The organism is Streptosporangium sp. NPDC049376, from assembly GCF_044466505.1.
Taxonomy (GTDB): Bacteria; Actinomycetota; Actinomycetes; order Streptosporangiales; family Streptosporangiaceae; genus Streptosporangium.
In genome coordinates this window covers 577,792-601,490 of the sequence record NZ_JBITMT010000002.1, presented here as the reverse complement: position 1 = coordinate 601,490, position 23,699 = coordinate 577,792, and the positions used below count along the sequence as shown (strand labels likewise).

The following is a 23,699-nucleotide window of genomic DNA, read 5'->3' as shown; positions in this document are numbered from 1 at the left end:
GAGGTCACACCGTCTCGGTCAGGGCGCGTACGGCGGCGGCCGAGCTCGCCCTGGACGCGCCGAAGGTTCGGATCACGCCGGTGGCGTGGGGGTACTCCGTCCCCGGGTATCCCATGTCGACGACGACCAGGCGCGGGGCCCGCAGCCTCTCGAAGACCTCCGCGCTGCGGGGGTGCAGCGGCAGGTCCCGGACCACCGCGACCACCACGTCGGACGGCGCGACACCGGACAGGTCGGGAAGGCCGTGGATCGGCGGGCTCAGGACCAGGTCGTGGAACGGGACGCCGGCCGCGCGCAGCTCAGGCCCGATGCCCCACGGGACGGGGCCCGCCGCGATGGAGGTCCGGTCGTCGAAGGTCAGGACGTGCACGGAGCCCCCGGCGATCGAGACGTCGCCCTCGCGGACGGTCGCCCCCCACGCGGCCTCAAGGGCGATGGAACGCTCGGCCGTCGTGTCGGTCGCGCCCGGCGCGTCCGGCGTGCCGGGGTAGGCGCGGGCCATCGCCTGGATCCGCCGGTTGGCCTCCTCCAGCCGCTCGACGGGCAGTGCGCCGGACTCCGCCGCGGCGACGATCGCCTCGACGACGGCCCGGGTCGCCTCCTCGTACTGCTCGGCGCCCAGGCACAGCGCGTCGACACCGGCGCGCAGCGCGCCGACCGCGGCGGCGGGCAGCGACGAGGCGTGGTCGAGGACGCCGCGCATCTCCAGCGCGTCGGAGATGACGACGCCGTCATAGCCGATCTCGTCGCGGAGCAGGTCGCCGATCACAGTCTCGCTCAGGGTGGTGGGGACACCGGGGTCGAGACAGTCAATCACGACATGGGCGGTCATCATGCTCGCCACGTTCGCGCCCGCGGCCCGTACGAAGGTCCGCAGGTGCTCCGACTCGAAGTCGGCGCGTTCGGCGGTGACCCGGCCGAGCGAGAGGTGCGAGTCGAGCAGGGATCCGCCGAGCCCCGGATAGTGCTTCAGGCAGGCCGCCACGCCCGCGCTCTGCAGGCCCTCGATCCAGGCCGCGGCGTGTTCGGCGTTGGCCTGCGGCGTACGGCCGTACGAGCGGGTGGTGATCGGGCTGGTCGGGCTGGTCACGTAGTCGCCGATGGGCGCGAGGTTGAAGTTGACGCCGAGGTCGCGCAGCTCGGCGCCGATGCCCCTGCCGACCGCCCTGGTGGCGTCGAGGTCGTCGTTCTCGCTCAGCACGCGGTTGCCGGGGTAGGGGCTGCCGCTGTCGTGGTGGATCCGGGTGACGTCGCCGCCCTCCTCGTCGATCCCCACGACGGCGTCGGGGCGCGCGTCCAGGATCTGCCGCACCAGCGCCGCGACCTGGGGCGGGGAGACGATGTTGCGGCCGAACAGGATGACGCCGCCCAGTCCCTCCCGCAGCAGGTCGAGCAGCCACTGCGGGGCCGTGGTCCCCTCGAACGCGGGCAGTACGGTGCCAAGGGCGAGATGACGCAGATGGGATGTCATGTCAGTTGTTCCTCATCGTTGCATGAAGCAGCGTTGCGCAGGGCCAGTTTGGCGAGCCGGACGGCCCCGAAGACCGGCTCCGTGTCGAGAACCGACAGCGGCAGCGTCACCTCCTGGGCGACCAGCCCGGAGGCGAACGCGGCCCGGAAGGAGGGCTGCTTGACCATGATCGCACCGGCGCCGACGACGGCGTCGGCCCGGACACCGAGGCGCAGCGCCGTCACGACGTTGCCCGCGAGCCGCCAGGCGTTGTCGGTTATGGCCTGCCGGGCGCAGGGCGAACCGGCCTCGGCGCACTCGAAGACGCCCGGCGCGAGATCTCCGAGGGTCTCCCGGGCGCGTCGCACGGCCCCGGGGAGCCTGCGGTCCTCGGTGACGCCGAGCGCCCCGGCCACGAACCGGCCGAACACCGGGTCGCTCTCCTCACGGTCCAGGCCCGCGGTGTAGAGCCGGAGCGCGTCGACCACGATGCGCGGCGCGCTCCCGTGGTCGCCGAGCAGCCAGCCCCAGCCGTCAGTGAGCACCGTGACCCCGTCGGAGGTCAGCCCGCCGACCACCGCGCCGGTTCCGGCGATCACCGAGAGCGCGTGCTCCCACCCCCCGGCCAGGCCGACAAGCAGGGCGTCGTTGCAGACCCGCACGGCCACGCCGGGACCGAACTCGGCGGCGACCGCGGCCTCAAGCTCCCTGGTCAGCGCCTCGGAGTCACATCCCCGCGCCCCGACGCCGACCGCGGCCAGGATGTAACCCCCGGGGGTGACCCGGCGCAGCGCGCCGTGGACCAGCCGGGCCCGCTCCACGGGTGACAGGTCGTTCCAGCCCGTGTTCGACCTGGTCTCCGTGACGAGCGGTTCGCCGGTGATCGCGTCCTCGACGCGGACCCTCAGGTACGAGCCGCCGATGTCGAGGCCCGCGACGCCGCGACGCGGCCGGTCGACCGTGCTCACGCGGCCGTCACGACCTTCGTGTCGAGGCGGGTGAACACCGGGTCCTCGGGGTGGCGGCCGGTGGTCGCGCAGGCCTCCTGGACGACCATCTGGAAGATCACGCTCGCCGCGATGGACAGCTCGGCGTCGGACAGCCCCGGCAGGTGGATCTGGTGCAGGGGGCCGCCTCCGCCGTACTCGATCGGGTCGGCTCCGATGAGGTGGACGGTGGAACCGTGGTCGGCCAGCTGCCGGGCGAGCAGCGCCTCCGACCCGCGGTTCACGATCAGGTGGACGGTGCCCGGCTTGGCGCTGTCCATGAAGCCGTGCAGGTAGGACCGGGTGTCGAAGGCGGAGGCGGGGATCGTGAGGCCCTCACGGAACAGCAGTGAACCCCCCTCGGCCGCGGCCAGCCCCGCCCCTGAGGAGACCAGGTCGACGTGGCCTGCGGCCAGCAGGTCGGCCGCCATACGGCTCGCGGCCCCGCGCCACCGCGTCACCGTGGCCAGCCGTCCGCCGAAGGAGCGCCAGCGCTCCTCGTCGACACCGCCGGTGAGGTGCTCGGCCAGCAGGGCCAGGGCCAGGGCGGTGGCGGTGTAGCCGACGGTCGAGACCCGGGAGTCCGCGACGTCGCCCAGCCACAGGTGCCGCGGCGTCAGGTCGGCCACCGGCGAGGGCACCCGGTTGACGACGCTCATGCGCGACTCGGCGGGAGCCGCCGACAGCGCGCGCACGATCTCGACGCTGCGCCCCGACTGGGAGATCCCCAGATACGTCGTCCCCGGCCGCACGTGCTCGGCGGTGAAGTCGGCCCCGGTCAGCAACTCGCACGAGACCCCCCGCGCGGTGAGCCCCGCCGTCAGCACGTGGGCCGCGGCACGGCTCGCCCCGATCCCGAACACGACCAGGCGCCGCGTCTGTGGCGCGGTGTGGCGGCGGAGCAGGTCCGGCAGCGTCGTGGCGAGCCGCGTCAGCGCCTCGGGCTGGCTGTCGAAGGCCTGGTCGAAGGTGTTCCATGGCGGGCTCTGAGGATTGCCGGTTGCTGTAGCCATGTTAGTAAGGTAGCTTACCTTACTCAGGATCGTCAAAAGCTCAGGATCCTGTGGAGGTACATCTCATGAACGACCGTCCGTCTCCGCTCCAGCCGACCCGTCGCTCGGTTCTGGCGCTCCTCGCCCTCTCCCCTGTCGCGGGTGCGCTGGCCGGCTGTGCCACCGGCGGCACCCGGCAGAGCGCCGCCCCGGCCGCCACTCCGACCGGGGCCGCGGCCGCGGGCAACCCGTTCGGGGTGGCCCAGGGCGCGCCCATCGAGGTCGTCGTCTTCGACGGCGGCTACGGCCAGACCTACATCAAGCTGCCCGTCGAGCTGTACCAGGGCAAGCATCCCAAGGCCAAGATCACCCAGACGGCGACCCAGCAGATCCAACAGTCCCTCCAGCCGCGCTTCGTCGCCGGAAACCCGCCGGACGTGGTGAACAACTCCGGCTCCAACGCCATCGACTACGGCGCGCTCGTCAAGGACGAGGCACTGCTGCCCCTCCTTCCGCTGCTGGACGCCCCCTCGTGGAGCGATCCAGCGGCCAAGGTGCGCGACACCCTGCGCCCCGGTGTGGTCGAGGTGGGCACGCACGGCGGCCAGTTCACGGTCCTGAACTACTCCTACGGCGCCTACGGCGCGTGGTACAGCTCCGCGCTGTTCAAGGAGAAGGGGTGGACCTACCCCCAGACGTGGGACGAGTACCTCACGTTGTGCGACAAGATGGCCACCGCGGGCATCACCCCGTGGACCTACCCCGGCCAGTTCCCGTACTACATGTTCTGGTGGCTGGCCTCGATGATCTACAAGGTGGCCGGCAAGGAGGTCATCGACAAGATCAACAACCTTGAGAAGGACGCCTGGACCGACGAGCGGGCCGTCGCCGCCCTGAAGGCCTTCGAGGCGATCCCCGCCAACGGCTGGGTGCTCAAGGGAAGCTCCGGGCTGAACCACACCGACGCGCAGATGCAGTTCCTGCTGGGCAAGGCCGGTTTCGTCCCGGGCGGCTCCTGGCTGGAGAAGGAGATGGGCGACAGCGTCCCGGCGGGCTTCGACATGTCGATCTGCCGCGTCCCGTCGATCACCGCGAACGACGACCGGCCCTTCGGGGCCCTGTGCGCCAAGGCGGGCGAGCCGTACATCGTCCCGCGCTCGGCGAAGAACACCGCGGGCGGCCTGGAGTTCCTGCGGGCGATGCTCTCCGACGAGAGCGCCGCGAACTTCATCGCCCAGGCGGGCACCCTGTCCTCCAACCGCAGGGCGAAGCTGCCCAAGGACGCCAAGCACGGTCTCGTGTCGATCGACGCCGCGCTGGCCGAGGCGGGCGACAACGTCTTCGGCGTCACCCTCGACACCCGTGACAGCCGGCTGTGGGGCGACATCGCCAAGGTGATGGGACGCTTCATGAACGGTGACGTGAAGGCGGACCAGCTCGCCAAGGAGGCTCAGCGCCTCACCGACGCGGCCCGCGGCTAGGACGAGCACCCCATGCGCAACCGGCACCAGAGCCGTGTCATCGTCGGCTTCCTCGCCGCGCCCGTCGTCCTGTACACGGTGTTCGTGGCCTCGCCATACGTGCAGGCGTTCTACATCGCCCTCACCGACTGGCGGGGCCTGTCAGCCGAGGTGGACCTCGTCGGCCTGGCCAACTTCGCCGAACTGTCCGGTGATCCGGTGTTCTGGAAGGCACTGCTCAACAACCTGATCCTGCTGGTGACCCTGCCCGTGGTCACCATAGGACTGGCGCTGTTCCTCGCCTTCATGCTCAACGCCGCGGGCGGGCCCCGCAGCGGAGAGATCCGGGGCGTGTGGGGCGCCGGGTTCTACCGGGTCGTCTACTTCTTCCCGTACATCCTGTCGATCGCGATCATCGGTGTGCTGTGGACGAACATCTACAACCCCATCAACGGCCTGCTCAACGGCGCGCTGCGCGCCGTCGGCCTCGAACAGGTCCAGCCGTCGTGGCTCGGTGACGAACGGCTCGCCTTCTGGGCCGTGCTCGCCGTACTGGTCTGGAACGGCGTCGGCTTCTACGTCGTGCTCTTCACCGCGGGCATCAAGGCCATCCCGGCCTCGCTGCTTGAGGCGGCGGTGCTCGACGGCGCGTCGAGAACCCAGATCTTCTTCCGCATCACGATCCCGCTGATCTGGGAGAACGTCCGGACGGCGACGGTCTATCTGGGAATCGCCGCACTGGACGCCTTCGCCGTGGTGCAGATCATGACCGGCGGCGGGCCGAACGACTCGACCCAGGTCGCCTCGTTCTACCTCTACCAGAACGCGTTCTCCTACGGCCGTTTCGGCTACGCCTCCGCGATGGGCGTCGTGCTCTTCGCCGTCACCCTCGCCCTGTCCGCCTTCACGCTCCGGGCGACCCGTAGAGAGAGGATCGAGTTCTGATGGCCACCGCCACGGGCCCGCGAAGGTCGTCCGGCCCCACGATCGCCGTCGCCCAGGTGTTCCTGGTCCTGTGGGCCGTGATCTCGACCGCGCCGCTGTTGTGGGCCGTCGTCAGCTCCCTCAAGTCGGATCCCGAGATCGTCGCCGACCCGTGGTCGCTGCCCGCGGCCCTGCGCTGGGAGAACTTCGCCCGGGCCTGGGACAGCGCCTCCATCGGGACGTACTTCGGCAACACCGTCATCGTGGTCGGCGGCGGCGTCACGCTGACGCTCCTGCTGTCGGCCATGGCCGCCTACGTGTTCGCCCGCTTCGAGTTCCGTCTCAAGGGAGTGCTCTACTACTTCTTCGTCGCCGGGATGACCTTCCCGGTCTTCATGGCGCTCGTCCCGCTGTTCTTCGTGGTCCAGAACCTGGGGCTCGGCGACTCGCTGCCCGGCCTCATCCTGGTCTACACGGCCTACTCGCTGCCCTTCTCCATGTTCTTCCTGGTGGCCTTCTTCCGCACGTTGCCGGGGGAGATCGCCGAGGCCGCCACACTCGACGGCTGCGGAGAGATCGCGACCTTCTTCAGGGTCATGCTGCCGATGGCCAAACCGGGACTCATCAGCGTCGGGATCTTCAACTTCATCGGCCAGTGGAACCAGTACCTCATCCCGCTCGTCCTCGTCAGCGACGACAGCAAGTTCGTGCTGTCACAGGGACTGGCCAACCTGGCGGTCGAACAGGGCTACGCCGGTGACCGCTCGGGCCTCTTCGCGGGTCTCACGATCGCCATGGCGCCGATCCTGATCGTCTACGCCCTCCTGCAGGGCAGGGTCCAGGCGGGGATGACGGCCGGTGCGCTCAAATAGGAGCTCGCCGGTCTGACCCGGAGAGTGCGGGCGGTGGCGTAACCTCCTGGGCGGAAGCCTGAGCACGACGGAGGGGACGGCGAAGAGGAACGTGGCGCAACGTCCGACGGCCGAGCAGATCGAGCGCCTGTTCGTCGGCACCTCGCCCCGCTACACCCGGGTCGAGGTCGCCGAGCTGGCGCGGCTGCCGCAGGAACTCACCGAACGGATCTGGCGGGCGCTCGGCTTCGCCACGCTGGCCGACGACGCGGTCGCCTTCACCGACGCCGACGTGGCCGCGCTCGGCCGGGTCAGGGCGATGCTGGAGGACGGCCCGCTGGACGAGCGGGCCGTCATCAGGATGACCAGGGCGATCGGCCAGACGACCGCCAGGCTGGCGCAGTGGCAGGCCGAGATCATGGTCGGCGCCGTGCTCGACGGGCAGGGACGGCCGAGCGACGCCGACCTCGCCGCGGTCCTGGAAGCCTCCCGCAGGCTGTTGCCCGACTTCGAGCAGGTGCTGGTCCACGTCTGGCGGGCCCAGCTCGCCGCGGCCGGGACCCGCCTGCTCGCCACGACCGACCTCAGCGAGGAGATCGTGCCGAACCGGCTGACCCTCGCGGTCGGCTTCGCCGACCTGGTCTCCTTCACCCAGCTCTCCCGCGAACTGGACGAGAACGGCCTGGCCGACCTGGTCGAGGGGTTCGAGTCACGCGCCGCCGACGTGGTCGCCACGTACGGCGGGCGGCTGGTCAAGACGCTCGGGGACGAGGTGCTGTTCACCGCCGCGGAGCCGCGGACGGCCGCGGGGATCGCGCTCGGCCTGGTCGAGGCGATCCGCGACTACGGCCCCGAGGTACGCGTCGGGCTCGCCTACGGCCCCGTGGTGCCGATGATGGGCGACGTCTTCGGGACCACGGTCAACCTGGCCGCGCGGCTGACGGCCATCGCCCGTCCCGGCACGATCATCGCCGACGGCGAGCTGGCCGAGGCCGTCGAGGGGGCGGCGGGGGTCACGGTCCAGCGCATGCGCCGCCGCCCCGCGCGCGGGCTCGGCATGGTCCAGCCGTACGTGCTCAGAAGGGCCTGACGGGAGCCCGGTCCGGCCTGGTAAGCATGGACACCGGGGTGCCCGGTGAGGCACCGCCACGATGCCAGACGATCAAGGACGAGGTGCAGACATGCCGTACACCGTGCAGGGCGTGGTCGCGCGAGGCAAGGGGGAGCCCGTCTCCCTGGAGACCGTCCACGTGCCGGACCCGGGTCCGGGCGAGGCGGTGGTGAACGTCCAGGCGTGCGGGGTGTGCCACACCGACCTGCACTACCGCGAGGGCGGGATCAACGACGAGTTCCCGTTCCTGCTCGGCCACGAGGCCGCCGGGGTCGTCGAGGCGGTCGGTGAGGGTGTCACCGACGTCGCGCCCGGTGACTACGTGATCCTGAACTGGCGGGCGGTCTGCGGGCAGTGCCGCGCCTGTCGCCGGGGCCGTCCGTGGTACTGCTTCAGCACCCACAACGCCACCCAGCCGATGACCCTTGAGGACGGCACGCCGCTCAGCCCGGCCCTGGGCATCGGCGCCTTCGCCGAGAAGACCCTGGTGGCCGCCGGGCAGTGCACCAAGGTCGACCCGGCGGCCCCGGCGACGGCCGCCGGGCTGCTCGGCTGCGGCGTGATGGCGGGCATCGGCGCCGCGATCAACACCGGCGGCGTGACCAGGGGCGACAGCGTGGCCGTCATCGGCGTCGGCGGGGTCGGCGGCGCCGCCGTGCACGGTGCCCACCTGGCGGGCGCGACGAAGATCATCGCGGTGGACATCGACGACCGCAAGCTCGCCTGGGCCAAGGAGTTCGGCGCGACCCACACCGTCAACTCCCGCGAGAGCGACCCGGTCGAGACGATCAAGGAGCTCACCGGCGGCAACGGCGCGGACGTGGTGATCGAGGCGGTCGGCCGTCCCGAGACCTACCGGCAGGCCTTCTACGCCCGCGACCTGGCGGGCACCGTGGTCCTCGTGGGCGTCCCGACCCCGGAGATGACGATCGAGCTGCCGCTGCTCGACGTCTTCGGCAGGGGCGGGGCGCTGAAGTCCTCCTGGTACGGCGACTGTCTGCCCAGCCGTGACTTCCCCATGCTCATCGACCTCTATCTTCAGGGACGGCTGAACCTGGACGGCTTCGTCTCCGAGACGATCGGCCTCGGTGACGTCGAGGAGGCCTTCGCCAAGATGCACCGCGGCGAGGTGCTGCGCTCGGTGGTGGTCCTGTGATCGACCGGGTCGTCACCTCGGGGACGTTCTCGCTGGACGGCGGGACGTGGGAGGTGGACAACAACGTCTGGCTGGTCGGTTCCGAGCGCGAGGTCGTGGTGGTCGATGCCGCGCACGACGCGGCGGCCATCGCCGGGCGGATCGGCGACCGGGAGGTCAGGGCGATCGTCTGCACGCACGCGCACAACGACCACATCGACGCGGCGGCCGACCTGGCCGCCCGGGTCGGCGCGCCGATCATGCTCCACCCGGCGGACCAGGTCCTGTGGGAGATGGTCTACCCGGACCTGCCGTACACGCCGCTCGGGGACGGGCAGGTGATCACCGCGGGCGGCGTCGAGCTGACCGTGCTGCACACCCCCGGCCACACGCCGGGCGCGGTGTGCCTGCACGCGCCCGAACTGGGCGTGGTCTTCACCGGCGACACGCTGTTCAACGGCGGCCCCGGGGCGACGGGCAGGTCCTTCTCCTCCTTCGAGACGATCATCGGGTCGATCGGGGAGAGGCTGCTCACCCTGCCGGGTGAGACGGTGGTCGAGACCGGCCACGGCGAGTCGACCACGATCGGCGCGGAGGCCCCGCATCTCCAGGAGTGGATCGCGAGGGGGCACTGATCGTCTGACGCGCCGGGACACGCGCGGCGGGGAAATGTTCTTCGTGTGGTCTACATCACATAGGAAAGCCTTACTGAATGCGTTATGTTAGGTATGCCTTACCTAGTTTGTAGTGCACCTGAGAAAGGCCTTTTCCCGCCGTGTATGTCTGCGTCTGCCGCGCTGTCACCGAAAACGAGGTGCATGACTGCATAGCGTCGGGAGCCCGCAGCGCGCGCCAGGTTCGTGACCGGACCGGTGCGGGTGGTGACTGCGCCTCCTGCGTGCGGAAGATCTGTGCGATCCTGAAGCGGTCTGAAGACTTGTTGCCGACCGCTTAGCCCGAGGAGCCCGCCATGCAGGGCGACAAGAAGATCATAGAGTTGCTGAACGAACAGCTCACGGCAGAGCTGACCGCGATCAACCAGTACTTCCTGCACGCGAAGATGCAGGAGAACTGGGGATACACCAGACTCGCGAAGTACACCCGCGAAGAGTCCATCGACGAGATGCGCCACGCGGAGAAACTGACGGATCGAATCCTCTTTCTCGAAGGCCTGCCCAACTATCAGCGGCTCGGTACGCTGCACATCGGCCAGACCGTCGAGGAGCAGCTGAGATCCGACCTCAACATCGAGCTTGAGGTCGTCAACCGGTTGAAGCCCGCGATCATTTTCATGCGGGAAAAGGGCGACGCCACCTCCGCTCGCCTCTTCGAGGAGATCCTTGAGGACGAGGAACACCACATCGACTATCTGGAGACGGAGCTGGGGCTGATCAGCAGCCTGGGCGAGCAGCTCTACCTGGCTCGCTACGCCGAGCCACCGTCGGCCTCCTGAGGTTGATCGTCCGAACACGCCCGCCGAATTCCTTTCGGAGGGCGTGTTCTGTTTTGTCGGAAACATTTGAGGGAACGGCCGGCGGGGCTGCCCTTTCCAGGCGGTTCTGATGCGGGAGCGCTACCGCGAAGGCTCCAGCCGTTGCGGGACGACTATCCGGGATTTATCAGTGTTTGCCCAGGTCAATGGATAGGTCAATGACGAGTCAAACCGCGCGCTGTGCCCGGGAAACGATCCCTTAAGGTCCTACGATCGCAACATGACCTGTGTACTTCTCGCCGAGGACGATACCTCGATCTCCGAGCCACTGGCGCGCGCGCTGCGTCGGGAGGGCTACCAAGTCGAGGTGAGCCCCGACGGCCCGCAGGCCCTGGAACGGGCGCTGTCGGGTGGCATCGACTTGATTGTTCTTGACCTGGGCCTTCCTGAGATGGACGGCCTGGAAGTCGCAAGACGCATACGCGCAGAGGGGCACGGCACGCCCGTGCTCATCCTCACCGCCCGTGTCGACGAGGTCGACACCGTGGTCGGCCTCGACGCCGGGGCCGACGACTACGTCACCAAGCCGTTCCGGCTCGCCGAACTCCTGGCCAGGGTTCGCGCGCTGCTGCGGCGCGGCACCTCTGAGACGCCCGTCGTCCAGGGGGTGCGCATCGACGCCGACTCCCGTCGCGCGTGGATGGGCGACAAGGAGCTCCACCTGACGACCAAGGAGTTCGACCTGTTGCGCGTCCTGGTCCGCGACGCCGGGAAGGTGGTCACCCGCGAGCAGATCATGCGCGAGGTGTGGGACACCAACTGGTGGGGCTCGACCAAGACCCTGGACATGCACATCTCATGGCTGCGCCGCAAACTGGGGGACGACGCCGCCAAGCCGCGATACATCACGACCGTGCGAGGGGTTGGCTTCCGCTTCGAACGCGAGTAGGGAATGCGCCGCCGCCTGCTCTCCTCAACCCTGCTTGTCGCCGTCATCGGGGTGTTGCTGCTGGGCATCCCCCTGGGCGTCGCGGTGAACCGGCTGATCGAGGAAGAGGCGACCCAGGAGCTTTCCTCCCAGGCCAAAAGCCTGCTGGGGGAGGTGGAGTATGCCCGGATTCAGGACCAGCCCGTCGATCCGGAGCAGCTCAAGCGCAAATACCCCGACCGATATATCCAAGTCTATGCGAAAGGGACTCCCCCCCAGGTGACGATGGTGGGGACCGAGCCCCCCGACAGTCGCAAGATGACCCAGGACGCCCAGTCGGAGAACGGCGTGTACGTCGCGGTCAGCCGGGACAAGACGCAGGTGGAGCGGGAGGTCAGGGCATGGCTCCTGCTCATCCTGGCGCTGGCCGCCGCGGCCCTCGCAGTCGCGGTAGGGCTCGCGGTCGTGCAGTCACGCCGGCTGACACTGCCGCTCAGCGACCTGGCCATGATCGCCGAGCGGCTGGGCTCCGGCGACGCGAGACCCAGCAAGCACCGCTACGGCATCCAGGAGCTCGACCGGGTCGCCGAGGTGCTGGACCGCAGCGCCACCCGGATCTCGGACCTGCTGGCCAGGGAACGGGAGTTCGCGACCGACGCCTCGCACCAGCTCCGCACCCCTCTCACAGGTCTGACCATGCGACTTGAGGAGATCGTGGCGGCCGCGCACGAGCCGGGAATCGTCAAGGAGGAGGGCGAGGCGGCCATCGTGCAGGCGGAGCGGCTCACGGCGGTGATCGACGAACTACTGGCGGCGGCGAGAAGGCAGCGGCAGGCGCAGGCGGACGCCGTCACTCTGGACGACGTGCTCGACCAGCAGTTCATCGAGTGGGGCCCGGCCTTCCGCAGGGTGGGACGCAAGCTGAAGCTGTCCGGGACGCGTGGCCTGCAGGCGCTCGGCACCAGCGGAGGCGTCAGCCAGGTGATCTCCACGCTGCTGGAGAACTCCCTCGAACACGGCGGCGGCACCGTGACGGTCACCACCAGTGACAAGGACAGGTCGATCGTGATCGAGGTCGCGGACGAGGGGCAGGGGGTCTCCGACGAACTCGCCGGACGGATCTTCGAAAGGAACGTCAGCGGAGGTGGGGGCACCGGACTCGGGCTGACCCTGGCGCGGGCGCTGGCCGCCGCGGACGGCGGCCGTCTCGAACTCATCCGTCCTCGCCCGGCGGCCTTCGCGCTGTTCCTGCGACAGGTGGACGACACCACGAGAAACCGGGTGGTCAGCGGCCCCGCGTGAGCCCTAGAGGACCCGGGTGTTCTCGTTCGGGAGCTCCCTGGGGATGTCCTCGGTCGCGGCCAGGAAGACCCACTTCTTGTAGGACCAGAACCTGAAGAGCGTCCCCAGGCCGACACCGACCAGATTGGAGATGTTGAAGCTCAGCGGGTCGGTCAGTTTGAGGGTGTACTGGGTGAAGCCGATGCACAGCAGCCCGATCAGCAGCCCGATCCCGTTGAGCAGGAAGAACAGGAAGTACTCCCTGGCCAGGCCGCTCTGCTCGCGGTGCCTGAAGGTCCAGTAACGGTTGCCGAGGTAGGCGAAGGTGGCGGCCACGGTCGTGGCGGCGACCTTGGAGGTCAGCGGCCCCTGGTGCAGGACGTACTGCATGAAGTTCAGCCCGCCGGTGTCGATGACGAAGGCGATGGCTCCGATGACCCCGAACTTGGACAGCTCGTGGATCAGGCCGACGAGCTGCTCGTAGGCGCGTCGCAGAAACAGCACGTCTCCCACACGGTCCCTTCGGATGGCTGAGGCCGTCGCTGGGAGGACCTCGGACGTTGTTCTGTCAGGTTACCGGCGCACCCGCTCGTCCCGTGTTTCGGCTGACCAGATGTTCCGCAAGCAGTCAGTTACGGTGTTTCAAGAAATATCGGATTTATGGCGATAAATCTAGGCGTATGACGTTACTCCGGCCCGGGATGTCACGCCTGGCACTCAGGGCAAAACATGACCGGCCCCACGCCGTACCCGGTGGCGCGGGGCCGATGCCCCTGCCGGTTCCCGTGCGGAGGGCCGGTAAACTCGACCGACGTGAGCAGCCCTTCCCCGGTCAGTCCCATCGGTCCCGTCGTCGGCGTCATCGGAGCAGGTCAACTGGCCCGGATGACCCAGCAGGCGGCCATCGCCCTCGGGATCGAGCTGCGGGTGCTGGCCAACTCCCTCGACGAGAGCGCGGCCAGGGTGATCGCCGACACCAGGCTCGGCGACTACCGCGACCTGGCGGTCCTGCGTGACTTCGCCAAGGGGTGCGACGCGATCACCTTCGACCACGAGCACGTGCCGACCGAGCACGTCCGGGCGCTGACCGAGGACGGCTTCGCCGTACACCCCGGTGCCGAGGCGCTGGTGCACGCCCAGGACAAGGCGGTGATGCGTGAGCGGCTGACCGCGATCGGCGCTCCCTGCCCGCCGTGGCGGAGGATCGCCTCCGTGGAGGACGTGACGGGGTTCGCCGCAGAGCACGGCTGGCCGGTCGTGCTCAAGGCGGTGCGCGGTGGCTACGACGGGCGGGGCGTGTGGGTCTGCCGGTCAGCGGAGGAGGCCGCCGAGGTGCTGGCCGGCGGGGTGCCGCTGATGGCCGAGACGTTCGTGCCGTTCGAGCGTGAGCTGGCCGTCCTGGTCGCCAGGTCGCCGCACGGACAGGGTGTCAGCTACCCCGTCGTGGAGACCGTCCAGCGTGACGGCATCTGCGTCGAGGTGCTCGCCCCCGCCCCGGGGCTCGACCCCGAGCGGGCCGCGCAGGCGCAGCGGATCGCCCTGAAGATCGCCCACGAGCTGGGCGTGACCGGGCTGCTGGCCGTCGAGATGTTCGAGACCGCCACCGGGCTGGTCGTCAACGAGCTGGCCATGCGCCCGCACAACAGCGGCCACTGGACCATCGACGGCGCCCGCACCTCCCAGTTCGAGCAGCACCTGCGCGCGGTGCTCGACCTGCCGCTCGGCTCGCCCTCACTGGCGGCCCCCGTCGTGGTGATGGCCAACCTCCTGGGCGGCGACGACCCGGACCTGTTCTCCCGCTACGAGCACGTCATGGCGCACGACCCGGGAGTCAAGATCCACTTCTACGGCAAGGACGTACGGCCCGGCCGCAAGATCGGCCACGTCACCGCCCTCGGCACCGACCTGGACGAGGTCAGGGCGCGCGCCCAGCACGCCGCGGTCTACCTGTCCGAGGGCCGCTACACGTGAACGTCCGTAAGCGCGGCCGCGGGCTGCGAGGCGAGGAGAGAGCATGACCGCCGTCGGTATCGTCATGGGCAGCGACTCCGACTGGCCGGTGATGCGGCTGGCCGCCGAGGCGCTGGCCGAGTTCGACGTCCCCTTCGAGGCCGACGTGGTCTCGGCGCACCGCATGCCCGAGGAGATGATCGCCTACGGCAAGCAGGCGGCGGGGCGCGGCCTGAAGGTGATCATCGCGGGGGCCGGGGGCGCCGCCCACCTGCCCGGCATGCTCGCCTCGGTGACCCCGCTGCCGGTGATCGGTGTCCCGGTGCCACTGAAGTATCTCGACGGCATGGACTCCCTGCTCTCGATCGTCCAGATGCCCGCCGGGGTCCCGGTCGCGACCGTCGCCGTCGGCGGCGCACGCAACGCGGGGCTGCTGGCCGTACGGATTCTGGCGGCCTCGGATGAGGCGCTGCGGGTCCGGATGGAGGGCTTCCAGGAGTCGCTGCGGGACCAGGCCCACGCCAAGGGCGCCAAGCTGCGCGCCGAGGCCGCCTCCCTCGGCGGCTGATCCCTCCCTCCTCATCCGTGTGGATATCTCCCGCCCTTCGGGGCAGGAGAGGACCTTCGGCGGGATGAGGAGGGAGGAACCATGAGAAACGTGATACGGACCACCCTCGGGGTGACGGTCCTGATCCTGGCGGTCCTCGGAGGCATGGGAGCCGGCACCCGCCGCCCCCTCACCTCAGGGCAGGCGGCACTCCCGGCCCCCACGCCGGGAGAAGCGGGCAACAGCCGGATCCTCCAGCGGCGCGCCCCCGACGGGCTGGTCGAACGCCCGGCGGGCCGCCACGTGCCCGGTCACCGCGACCCTGGGCTTCGGCCGGCGTGGTGACCGGTCACCGGGCAGGCACTCCACGCACGACGCGGGGCGGCGCGGGCGGGTGGGAGACGGCCTAGCGGGAGCCCGTCGAGGCGGACGGGGCAGGGGCGGAGCCGTACGCGAGGGCGGCGGCGACGCAGAGGTACGGCGCGGCGAACAGCGCGAAGATCACGCCATGCGCGGCGAACGGCGAAAGAGCGGCGTAGACGCCGTAGACCACCACCGTGCCCGCGTCCATGCCGATGCCCGCGAACGAGGTCACCGTGGCCCGGCTCGGCCCGGTGATCCGCCGCTGGAGCCTGGCGTCGGCGATCACGCTCGCCAGCTGGAAGACGCAGAAGCCCGCGCCGACCGCGACCAGCCCGGCGGGCCGCTCCGTCAGCGCCCCGGCCGCCATGACGAGCGAGGCCAGGGCGAGCACCGCGGCGAAGGCCCTGACCGGCATCCTGTTCGCGACCCCGGCCAGCAGGCCCCCGACCGCGACGCCACCCCAGACGATCAGCACGAGCAACGGCACGGTCGCCTCGGAGACGCCGGTCGCCGCCGCGAGCAGCGGGACGTACTCCTCAAGACCACCCCAGACCGCCGTCACCACCGCGACGAGCAGCAGGGCGCCCCGGACCGGCCGGTTGTCCCGCACCTCGCCCAGGCCCGCCCGCAGCACGGCCACATACCCGCTCGCGTCCTCGTGCCGCGCCGAGGCCACCCGGTGCTCGGGCAGCGCCATACCGGTCAGGGCGCACAACACGCAGGTCAGCACACTGGCCACACCGAGGGCGAAATACCCGCCGACGCTCAGCACCGGGGTCGCCGCCGCGGTGGCCGCCGCGACGGCGACGAGCCCGATGGCACGGACCCTGCCCATCACCGTGGCATAGCGCCCGGCCTCACCCAGATGGTCGAGCTCCTCGTAGACGAGCGCCTCCATCGAGCCGGAGCGGAGCGAGGAACCCGCGCTCCAGAGCACGAACCCGAGCGCGAACGACCAGTAGGCCGGAACCAGGAACCACAGGGCGTAACCCACCGCGGACAGCAGCGGCCCCACCGACAGCAGCAGACGACGGGAGACGGCGTCGGCCCACGCGCCCGAGGGGACCTCCAGCAGCATGCCGCAGACGGCGCCGATGACGAACAAGGAGGAGATCTCGGGCACCGACAGGCCGTGGTCGGCGAACAACAGAGCGTAGACCGGATAGAGGAGGACAAAGTCCTCAAGGGCCGCGTAGAGGTAGAGGGGACGGGTCAGCCGCTTCACGCGGGCGCCCGACGCACGCGGAGAAAGTGCGATCATGAGGTCTTTCCACGAGACGAGATGGGACGGGGCTCCAGGTGCTCTGAGGCGCCAGGTGGCCCACGGCATCCGCTCTCGTTTCGACCTCTGGTCGTTCATCAATGTCGTCGGATCATGCCAGGAGTATACGGACGTTCTGCCCGTGTCCGTCCTCCCGTTTTTCCCCTCGGCCGTCCGGCGGAACGCCCCGTCAGCCCTTGACCAGGTCAAGGATGTCGTTGTTCAGCTGCTCGCTGTGGGTGGCGAACAGGCCGTGGCCGCCGGTGGGGTACTCCTTGTAGACGCAGCCCGGCACCAGCTGCGCGGTGCGCCTGCCGGTCATCTCCACGATCGCGGACTGGTCGGCCGTGCCGTGCACCACCAGCGTGGGGACGGTGATCGCGCGCAGGCCCTCGCGGTGGTCGGCGTGGAAGGTCGAACGCCACACCTCGATCGTCGCCCACGGCGCGGTGTCCAGGCACCGCCGCAGCGTGAGGTCGACCAGCGCGGGCGAGGCGTCGTTGCCCAGGTGGGTGGCGTAGAACCCCTGCGCCCGCTGGGCGAACCACTTGGGCCGATCCTTCCTGAACCGGGTGATCACCGCCTCGCAGAGCATCTCGGGCGCGCCCTGCGGGTTGTCGTCCGTCCGCTTCAGGAACGGCAGCACCGCCGAGACGAACGCGACCCGCGAGACCCGCTCCTCACCGTGCCTGACCAGGTAACGCGCCACCTCGCCGCCACCGGCGGAGTGCCCGACCAGGGTGATCTCCCGCAGGTCGAGGTGCTCGATCAGGGTGGCGAGGTCGTCGGCCCTGGTGTCGATGTCGTATCCCCCCGAGGGACGGTCGGAGCGGCCGTGCCCACGCCTGTCGAGGAGGACGCACCGGTAGCCCTGCTCGACGAAGAACGGCACCTGGTACTCCCACATGTCGGCGCCCAGCGCCCAGCTGGCCACGAACACGATCGGCTTTGCCGGTGCCGTAGTCCTCGTAGGCGAGACGGGTGCCGTCGGCGGTCTCGAAGTACGGCATGGCAATCTCCTCAGGATCTTTCGGTTGTTTCGCTGATCAGAACGTTATTGAAGTCCATCAAGGGAGGAATCAGTCATCCGTTAGGTAATCGCGTACGGTCCTGTCCGCCGCCGGTCGTCGCCGCGGATACTGTGTGCGGGAATCCGGCGCGGGGGAGAACGTCACCGGTCATCCTGGATCTCCGTATGAAGGTGCCCGGCGCGGCGCCGACCCGACAGCGAAGGTGATGAGAGATGGACGTTGACCTGAGCAAGGCCGTCTGGCGCAGGGCGGTCACGGGTGACGACCCCACCGAGGACTGCGTCGAGGTGGCCGTGATCGACCCGGTCGACTCCGGCCACAAGGCGGGCCTCGGCTCGCTGTACGTGCTGCGCGACTCGAAGAACCCCGAAGGCCCGAAGCTCTTCTTCACCCGCTCGGAGTGGGAGGCCTTCGTGGGCGGCGTGAAACTCGGCGAGTTCGACAACTGATCGACGCCGGGGTCGAAGTTTGGGTCTGGTGGCGGGCCGGGTGAGGATCAACAATCCCGATCGTGACCTTGACTTCGATCGCTCTCGCCCTGTCCCTCGCCCTGCCCGGCGCCCTGTCCGGTGTGTCCGCCCCCGCCCAGGAGACCACCTGGTGTCCTGAGGTTCCCGGCCACCGGGTCGAGTGCGGAACGCTTCCCCGGCCCCTCGTCCAGGGAAGGCCGGACCTGGGCGCCGTCACCGTCGGATACGCACGAATCCTCCGGCGGGAGACGGCCGGCCCCGCCAAGGGGACGATCCTCGTCAATCCCGGTGGCCCGGGAGGACAGGCGATCGCCCAGCACGAGACGTTCACCGCCCTGCTCGGGGGCCTGCTCACCGACCACGACCTGCTGCTCGTCGATCCCCGGGGAGTGGGCCGGTCGGGCCCCCTGACCTGCGGCGTTCCCGCGGGTGCCGTGGTGACCGAACCACGGGAGGGCCTGTTACGGCTGGTCGGCCGCTGCGCGGACAACCTCGGCCCGCGCGCCGCCGGCTACACCTCGGCCGCGACCGCCGACGACCTCGACGCCGTCAGGGCCGCCCTGGGCATCCCCAAGGTCATGCTGTACGGACTCTCCTACGGCACCTACCTGCTGCCCGTCTACGCCCAGCGGCATCCGGAGCGGGTCCAGTCGGCGGTGTTCTCCGCCGCCTACCCCATCGGCCTCGACCCGCTGGGCAGGGAGAGCGCCCAGGCCGTCTCCCTGACGCTGCGGCGGATCTGCGAGCGGAGCGGGGCCTGCGACGGGGAGCGGGCCGTACGGGACCTGGGCAGGGTGGCCGCCAGGCTGCGGGCCGTACCCGCGCGGGTGCCCCTCACCGTCGGCGGACGGAACAGGTGGGTCGCGCTCACCGAGGACAGGTTCGCGCAGCTGGTCTACTCCTCGGCCAGCGTCGCCGTCGGGGCGGTGCCCTCGGAGGTCCCGGTCGTCGGCAGGCTGCCCAGGGCGTTGCGCGGCGCGGCCCGGGGGGACGACCGTGAGCTGGTCGCGCTGATGGGGGAGATCATGGCGGGAGACCTGGCCGCCTACGAGGGCATGGACATGGGCATCGCGGCCACCGTCTCGTGCAACGACTACCCCCGCCCGTGGCCGGTCGGGGCCTCGCTCGCCGAACGGCGCCGCCACTTCGAACGCGCGGTCGGACGGGCCAGGCCCGGCGAGTTCGGCGCGTTCAGCCCCCTGGGATTCGCCAGGGCGCAGGCCGACGCCGGGGACTACTGCCTGCGCTGGCCCGCCAAGGGCACCGGCAGGCCGTACGTCTCGACCGGGAGCTTCCCCGACGTGCCGGTGCTGGTGCTCAACGGCGACCTGGACGGCATCACCGCCGAGGCCAACGGGCGCAAGGCCGCCGCGCAGTTTCCCCGGGGGGTCTTCGTGTCCGTGCCCAACGTCGGCCATGTGTCGGAGTTCGAACCCAGCGGGTGCGTCGCGGGCGTTGTGACCGCGTTTCTCCGTGACGGCCGGACGCCGGACACCTCGTGCCTGGCGGCCATCCCCCCGGTCAAGGTCTCTGGGTGATCGCCGGGGTCTCGCTTTGCTGATCTTGACGTGTTTTGGGGATGCGCTTCCAAACGAGACGGTGTCACATTACCGTGCGTGATGCAGTTGTCACTGAAGGCATGATCGTGTCCCCTGATGACCGGTCATGCTGCGATACCGGTGTGAGACGTAAGACAGGAGTTCGGATGCCATCGTCGCGTGAGCTCGACAGCGGGTCAGGCCCGCTGGCGTTCTTCGCAGCAGAGCTTCGCCGCCTGCGCGACCAGGCCGGATGGACCCAGGAGCAGCTCGCAGAGGCGATCTCCTCCTCCGTCTCCCTGGTCGGGATGGTCGAGACCGCCAAGCGCAATCCGTCGCGTGACTTCATCGAGCGCTGTGACCGGATGCTCAACACCGAGGGGACGCTCATGCGGATCTGGCCGATTCTCAGCCAGGCCGCCTATCCCGTCTGGTTTCGTCCATGGGTGGGGATCGAACGCAGGGCGCACGTTCTCAAGAACTGGCAGCCGCTGGTCTTCCCCGGCCTGCTGCAGACCCCCGACTACGCCCGCGCCCTGCTGAAAGGCAGGCGGACGATGCCGGAGGAGCGGATCGAGGAGCTGGTCGCCGCCAGGATCGAACGGCAGAGCCTGCTGCACGGCGCCAATCCACCCCTGTTGTGGGCGGTGCTGGACGAGAGCATGCTCTACCGGCGGGTCGGCAGCCCCGAGATCATGCGCGGTCAGATCGCGGCCGTCATCGCGGCGATGGAGAACCGTCACATCTCCATCCAGGTGATGCCGGGGGACGCCAGCGTCACGGCCGGTCTGAGCGGGGCGTTCGTCATCGCCGGAATCGAGGGCACCACGGACACCGCCTATGTGGAATGCGCGATCGAAGGGCGGGTAACGGATCATCCGCGTGACGTGGCGGAGGTCAGCAGACGCTACGAGGAGCTTCGCACCGAGGCCATGTCCCCGGGGGCGAGCATCGATCTCATGACGAAGGTGATGGAGACATGGAAGCAGACCTGAGCGGGGCCGTGTGGCGTAAGGCGTCGTTGAGCAGCGACAACGGCGGAGAGTGCGTCGAGATGGCCGCGGTCGGCCCGCTGTTCGCGCTACGTGACTCCAAGGACCCCGACGGGCCGAAGCTGATCCTCACCCGTACGGCGTGGCGGGCGTTCCTCGGTGAGGTCAGGCAGGGTTCGTTCGACGTCTGATCAACCGGCCCCCTGACGCTCTCACGCGCAGGGGGCCGTCGCGTGTGTCAGGGGCGCCCCAGGGCGCGGTAGTGCCAGCCGGCCTCGCGCCAGACCTCGGCGTCGAGGGCGTTACGGCCGTCGACGATCTTGCGCCTGGCGACCACGGAGCCCAGGGCCTCGGGGTCGAGGTCGATGAACTCCTGCCACTCGGTCAGCAGCAGCACGACATGGGCGTCGCGGGCGGCGTCGAGGGCGGATTCGCCGTAGGCGAGCTGGGGATGTGCCCGGCGGGCGTTCTCCTGGGCCGCCGGGTCGTAGACGGTGACCTGGCCGCCCTGCCGGCTGATCGTGACGGCGACGTCGAGGGCGGGCGAGTCGCGGATGTCGTCGGAGTTCGGCTTGAACGCGGCGCCGAGGACGGTCACCGTACACCCGTGGAAGGAGCCGCCGGTCAGCTCGCGGGCCAGGTCGACCATACGGGCGCGGCGGCGCATGTTGATCGCGTCGACCTCGCGCAGGAAGGTCAGCGCCTGGTCGGCGCCGAGCTCTCCGGCGCGGGCCATGAAGGCGCGGATGTCCTTGGGCAGGCAGCCGCCGCCGAAGCCCAGGCCGGGGTTGAGGAACTTGCCGCCGATGCGGTCGTCGAAGGACAGCGCCAGCGACAGCTGCTTGACGTCGGCGTGGGCGGCCTCGCAGACCTCGGCCATCGCGTTGACGAAGGAGATCTTGGTCGCGAGGAAGGCGTTGGCGGCGACCTTGACCAGCTCGGCGGTGGGGTAGTCGGTGATCACCAGGGGGGTCTGGCGTTCGAGCATGGCGGCGTAGACCTCGCGCATGACCTTCTCGGCCTTCTCCGAGGCGACGCCGAGCACGATCCGGTCGGGATACAGCGTGTCCTTCACGGCGAAGCCCTCGCGCAGGAACTCCGGGTTCCAGGCCAGCTCGGCGCCGGAGCCGATGGGGGCGAGCCGTGCGAGCTTCTCTGACAGGCGTTGCGCGGTGCCGACCGGGACCGTCGACTTGCCGACCACCAGGCACTCACGTTCCAGGAACGGTGCCAGCGACTCGACCGCGGCGTCCAGATGGGAGACGTCCGCGCCGTACTCTCCGGGCTTCTGCGGGGTGCCCAGGCACAGGAAGTGCACATCCCCGAAGGCCGCGGCCTCCTCGTAGGAGGTGGTGAAGCGCAGCCGTCCGTTGGCGAGATTGCGCCGGAGGATCTCCTGAAGGCCGGGTTCGTAGATAGGCAGGTCCCCGGCCTGCAGGCGGGCGATCTTCTCCGCATCCACGTCGACGCCGAGGACTTCGAAGCCCAGCTCCGCCATGCATGCCGACGTCGTCGCACCCAGGTATCCGGTTCCCACCATCGTCAGGCGGTAGGCCACTGGTGTTCCTTTCGGTTTCTGCCCGATTCTGTGCCGTCAGAGTAGCGGTATCCACTTGTCTGTACTCTCACGCCACCTGCACAAACATCTGGCTGCACTGATCTACCACCCTGGAGCGGTCCATATTTTGTTGGACGTCCTAGTATTTCTCCATGAGCTTCCCTCTCTACGAGCTGCCCGAAGAGCACCAGATGCTCCGGGAGACCGTCCGTGCCCTGGCCGACGAGAAGATCGCTCCGCGGGCCGCCGAAGCCGACGAGACAGGGGAGTTCCCCTGGGACGTCTACAAGGCACTCGTCGCGGCCGACCTGCACGCCGTACACGTCCCGGAGGAGTACGGCGGCGCCGGGGCGGACGCGCTCGCGGCCGTCGTCGTCATCGAGGAGGTGGCGCGGGCGTGCGCCTCGTCCTCGCTGATCCCCGCGGTCAACAAGCTGGGCACCGTCCCGCTGCTGCTGTCGGCCTCCGAGGAACTCAAGCAGCGTTACCTGCCGCCGGTCGCGCGGGGCGAGGCGATGTTCTCCTACGCCCTGTCCGAGGCGGAGGCGGGCAGTGACGCCGCGGCGATGAAGACCCGAGCCGTGGCCGACGGCGACCACTACGTGCTCAACGGCGCGAAGATGTGGATCACCAACGCCGGGGTCTCCGAGTACTACACGGTGATGGCCGTGACCGAGCCGGGCGTGGGCGCCAAGGGCATCTCCGCCTTCGTCGTGGAGAAGTCGGACGAGGGTGTCAGCTTCGGGGCCAAGGAGCGCAAGCTCGGCATCCGGGCCTCCCCGACCCGTCAGGTCATCCTTGAGGACGTCCGCATCCCGGCCTCCCGCATGATCGGCGCCCCGGGCACCGGCTTCAAGACCGCGCTGGCCACCCTGGACCACACCCGCGTCACGATCGCCGCCCAGGCGCTCGGCATCGCCCAGGGGGCGCTGGACTACGCGATCGGCTACGTCAAGGAGCGCAAGCAGTTCGGCAGGCCCGTCGCCGACTTCCAGGGACTCCAGTTCATGATCGCTGACATGGCGATGAAGCTGGAGGCGGCCAGGCAGCTCACCTACGCCGCGGCCGCCAAGTCCGAGCTGGCCATGCACGGCAAGCCGCAGAAGGACCTCACCTTCATCTCCAGCGCCGCCAAGTGCGCCGCCTCCGACGCGGCCATGGAGATCACCACTGACGCGGTCCAGCTCCTCGGCGGGTACGGCTACACCAGCGACTACCCGGTGGAGCGCATGATGCGCGACGCCAAGATCACCCAGATCTACGAGGGCACCAACCAGATCCAGCGCCTGGTCATGGCCAGGCAGCTGCTGAAGTAGGTCGCTGAGAACCGTCCGCCGGTCTTCGTGGCTTCCATGAGGCTCTGTTCCGTCCCCGTTCCGTGAGACGCGGAGCGGGGACGGAACGGGGAGCGCCCCGTGTCTCACGGAGCGGGGGTCGTC

25 protein-coding genes are annotated in these 23,699 nt (G+C 69.7%); 18 read left to right on the top strand and 7 right to left on the bottom strand.

Annotation, left to right across the window (positions count from 1 at the left end; all coding sequences use genetic code 11):
• Nucleotides 1–4: 4 nt before the first annotated feature.
• Genes ACIBVQ_RS08160 through ACIBVQ_RS08150 form a run of 3 tightly spaced genes read right to left on the bottom strand, consistent with a single transcriptional unit; the run spans nucleotide 5 to nucleotide 3,449 of the window.
• Nucleotides 5–1,471, bottom strand: a complete 1,467-nt coding sequence (locus tag ACIBVQ_RS08160; RefSeq protein WP_399176394.1) for a glycoside hydrolase family 3 protein — start codon at nucleotides 1,469–1,471, stop codon at nucleotides 5–7.
• A complete protein-coding gene (locus tag ACIBVQ_RS08155) occupies nucleotides 1,468–2,418 on the bottom strand; it encodes a BadF/BadG/BcrA/BcrD ATPase family protein (RefSeq protein WP_399176392.1) in 951 nt (316 codons plus the stop codon). Before ACIBVQ_RS08155 ends, ACIBVQ_RS08160 begins: the two co-directional genes overlap by 4 nt.
• Nucleotides 2,415–3,449 (bottom strand): hypothetical protein, encoded by a 1,035-nt coding sequence (locus ACIBVQ_RS08150; protein ID WP_399176390.1) that lies wholly within the window; start codon nucleotides 3,447–3,449, stop codon nucleotides 2,415–2,417. Before ACIBVQ_RS08150 ends, ACIBVQ_RS08155 begins: the two co-directional genes overlap by 4 nt.
• Before the next feature lie 65 nt (nucleotides 3,450–3,514).
• Between ACIBVQ_RS08150 and ngcE the strand changes: the two genes are divergently transcribed.
• The 10 genes from ngcE (at nucleotide 3,515) to ACIBVQ_RS08100 (ending at nucleotide 12,571) form a co-directional block, all read left to right on the top strand.
• Nucleotides 3,515–4,909, top strand: coding sequence for an N-acetylglucosamine/diacetylchitobiose ABC transporter substrate-binding protein (gene ngcE / locus ACIBVQ_RS08145; RefSeq protein ID WP_399176388.1), 1,395 nt, complete (start codon nucleotides 3,515–3,517; stop codon nucleotides 4,907–4,909).
• Between the two features lie 12 nt (nucleotides 4,910–4,921).
• Nucleotides 4,922–5,833, top strand: a complete 912-nt coding sequence (locus ACIBVQ_RS08140; protein ID WP_362910269.1) for a sugar ABC transporter permease — start codon at nucleotides 4,922–4,924, stop codon at nucleotides 5,831–5,833.
• Nucleotides 5,833–6,684 carry a carbohydrate ABC transporter permease gene (locus tag ACIBVQ_RS08135; RefSeq protein ID WP_352009982.1) on the top strand — a complete coding sequence of 284 codons (852 nt, stop codon included), beginning with the start codon at nucleotides 5,833–5,835 and terminating at the stop codon, nucleotides 6,682–6,684. Before ACIBVQ_RS08140 ends, ACIBVQ_RS08135 begins: the two co-directional genes overlap by 1 nt.
• A 91-nt stretch (nucleotides 6,685–6,775) precedes the next feature.
• Nucleotides 6,776–7,753 carry an adenylate/guanylate cyclase domain-containing protein gene (locus tag ACIBVQ_RS08130; RefSeq protein ID WP_399176385.1) on the top strand — a complete coding sequence of 326 codons (978 nt, stop codon included), beginning with the start codon at nucleotides 6,776–6,778 and terminating at the stop codon, nucleotides 7,751–7,753.
• A gap of 91 nt (nucleotides 7,754–7,844) precedes the next feature.
• Complete coding sequence (locus ACIBVQ_RS08125) at nucleotides 7,845–8,930, top strand: S-(hydroxymethyl)mycothiol dehydrogenase (protein WP_352009980.1); 1,086 nt, start codon at nucleotides 7,845–7,847, stop codon at nucleotides 8,928–8,930.
• The gene (locus tag ACIBVQ_RS08120; protein ID WP_352009979.1) at nucleotides 8,927–9,544 is read left to right on the top strand and encodes an MBL fold metallo-hydrolase; all 618 of its coding nucleotides are present in this window, start codon (nucleotides 8,927–8,929) and stop codon (nucleotides 9,542–9,544) included. The genes ACIBVQ_RS08125 and ACIBVQ_RS08120 overlap by 4 nt, the downstream gene beginning before the upstream one ends.
• Nucleotides 9,545–9,684: 140 nt before the next feature.
• Entirely contained in the window at nucleotides 9,685–9,864 is a 180-nt protein-coding gene (locus tag ACIBVQ_RS08115; RefSeq protein WP_352009978.1) for a (2Fe-2S)-binding protein, read from the top strand.
• A gap of 15 nt (nucleotides 9,865–9,879) precedes the next feature.
• Nucleotides 9,880–10,362 (top strand): bacterioferritin, encoded by a 483-nt coding sequence (bfr, locus tag ACIBVQ_RS08110; RefSeq protein ID WP_362772684.1) that lies wholly within the window; start codon nucleotides 9,880–9,882, stop codon nucleotides 10,360–10,362.
• Nucleotides 10,363–10,621: 259 nt separating this feature from the next.
• Nucleotides 10,622–11,290 (top strand): response regulator transcription factor, encoded by a 669-nt coding sequence (locus ACIBVQ_RS08105; protein ID WP_012888073.1) that lies wholly within the window; start codon nucleotides 10,622–10,624, stop codon nucleotides 11,288–11,290.
• 3 nt (nucleotides 11,291–11,293) lie between these two features.
• On the top strand, nucleotides 11,294–12,571 hold the full coding sequence (locus tag ACIBVQ_RS08100; RefSeq protein ID WP_352009976.1) for an ATP-binding protein: 1,278 nt from the start codon (nucleotides 11,294–11,296) through the stop codon (nucleotides 12,569–12,571).
• A gap of 3 nt (nucleotides 12,572–12,574) precedes the next feature.
• Here ACIBVQ_RS08100 and ACIBVQ_RS08095 read toward each other — a convergent pair whose 3' ends face one another.
• On the bottom strand, nucleotides 12,575–13,054 hold the full coding sequence (locus ACIBVQ_RS08095) for a GtrA family protein (protein WP_352009975.1): 480 nt from the start codon (nucleotides 13,052–13,054) through the stop codon (nucleotides 12,575–12,577).
• A 381-nt stretch (nucleotides 13,055–13,435) separates the two neighbouring features.
• On the opposite strand from ACIBVQ_RS08095, the gene ACIBVQ_RS08090 reads away from it, so the two are divergent.
• The 3 genes from ACIBVQ_RS08090 to ACIBVQ_RS08080 all read left to right on the top strand — a co-directional run bounded on the left by ACIBVQ_RS08090 (nucleotide 13,436) and on the right by ACIBVQ_RS08080 (nucleotide 15,392).
• Nucleotides 13,436–14,521 (top strand): 5-(carboxyamino)imidazole ribonucleotide synthase, encoded by a 1,086-nt coding sequence (locus ACIBVQ_RS08090; RefSeq protein ID WP_362910362.1) that lies wholly within the window; start codon nucleotides 13,436–13,438, stop codon nucleotides 14,519–14,521.
• A 43-nt stretch (nucleotides 14,522–14,564) separates the two neighbouring features.
• Nucleotides 14,565–15,068 (top strand): 5-(carboxyamino)imidazole ribonucleotide mutase, encoded by a 504-nt coding sequence (gene purE / locus ACIBVQ_RS08085; RefSeq protein ID WP_352009974.1) that lies wholly within the window; start codon nucleotides 14,565–14,567, stop codon nucleotides 15,066–15,068.
• Nucleotides 15,069–15,149: 81 nt separating this feature from the next.
• Complete coding sequence (locus tag ACIBVQ_RS08080; protein WP_386193552.1) at nucleotides 15,150–15,392, top strand: hypothetical protein; 243 nt, start codon at nucleotides 15,150–15,152, stop codon at nucleotides 15,390–15,392.
• A gap of 61 nt (nucleotides 15,393–15,453) precedes the next feature.
• On the opposite strand, the gene ACIBVQ_RS08075 is transcribed toward ACIBVQ_RS08080, so the two are convergent.
• The gene (locus ACIBVQ_RS08075; RefSeq protein ID WP_399176380.1) at nucleotides 15,454–16,671 is read right to left on the bottom strand and encodes an MFS transporter; all 1,218 of its coding nucleotides are present in this window, start codon (nucleotides 16,669–16,671) and stop codon (nucleotides 15,454–15,456) included.
• Nucleotides 16,672–16,861: 190 nt separating this feature from the next.
• Nucleotides 16,862–17,611, bottom strand: a complete 750-nt coding sequence (locus ACIBVQ_RS08070; RefSeq protein WP_399176378.1) for an alpha/beta fold hydrolase — start codon at nucleotides 17,609–17,611, stop codon at nucleotides 16,862–16,864.
• A gap of 303 nt (nucleotides 17,612–17,914) precedes the next feature.
• Between ACIBVQ_RS08070 and ACIBVQ_RS08065 the strand changes: the two genes are divergently transcribed.
• The 4 genes from ACIBVQ_RS08065 to ACIBVQ_RS08050 all read left to right on the top strand — a co-directional run bounded on the left by ACIBVQ_RS08065 (nucleotide 17,915) and on the right by ACIBVQ_RS08050 (nucleotide 20,893).
• Nucleotides 17,915–18,151, top strand: a complete 237-nt coding sequence (locus tag ACIBVQ_RS08065; protein WP_352009970.1) for a DUF397 domain-containing protein — start codon at nucleotides 17,915–17,917, stop codon at nucleotides 18,149–18,151.
• A gap of 62 nt (nucleotides 18,152–18,213) precedes the next feature.
• Nucleotides 18,214–19,710 (top strand): alpha/beta fold hydrolase, encoded by a 1,497-nt coding sequence (locus ACIBVQ_RS08060; protein ID WP_399176376.1) that lies wholly within the window; start codon nucleotides 18,214–18,216, stop codon nucleotides 19,708–19,710.
• Between the two features lie 167 nt (nucleotides 19,711–19,877).
• Nucleotides 19,878–20,705, top strand: coding sequence for a helix-turn-helix transcriptional regulator (locus ACIBVQ_RS08055; RefSeq protein WP_352009968.1), 828 nt, complete (start codon nucleotides 19,878–19,880; stop codon nucleotides 20,703–20,705).
• Nucleotides 20,690–20,893: a DUF397 domain-containing protein gene (locus ACIBVQ_RS08050; protein WP_352009967.1), complete on the top strand. Its 204-nt coding sequence runs from the start codon at nucleotides 20,690–20,692 to the stop codon at nucleotides 20,891–20,893. Before ACIBVQ_RS08055 ends, ACIBVQ_RS08050 begins: the two co-directional genes overlap by 16 nt.
• A gap of 47 nt (nucleotides 20,894–20,940) precedes the next feature.
• Here ACIBVQ_RS08050 and ACIBVQ_RS08045 read toward each other — a convergent pair whose 3' ends face one another.
• Nucleotides 20,941–22,260 (bottom strand): UDP-glucose/GDP-mannose dehydrogenase family protein, encoded by a 1,320-nt coding sequence (locus ACIBVQ_RS08045; protein ID WP_352009966.1) that lies wholly within the window; start codon nucleotides 22,258–22,260, stop codon nucleotides 20,941–20,943.
• Nucleotides 22,261–22,412: 152 nt separating this feature from the next.
• On the opposite strand from ACIBVQ_RS08045, the gene ACIBVQ_RS08040 reads away from it, so the two are divergent.
• Nucleotides 22,413–23,576: an acyl-CoA dehydrogenase family protein gene (locus ACIBVQ_RS08040; protein ID WP_362772661.1), complete on the top strand. Its 1,164-nt coding sequence runs from the start codon at nucleotides 22,413–22,415 to the stop codon at nucleotides 23,574–23,576.
• Nucleotides 23,577–23,699: the final 123 nt, after the last annotated feature.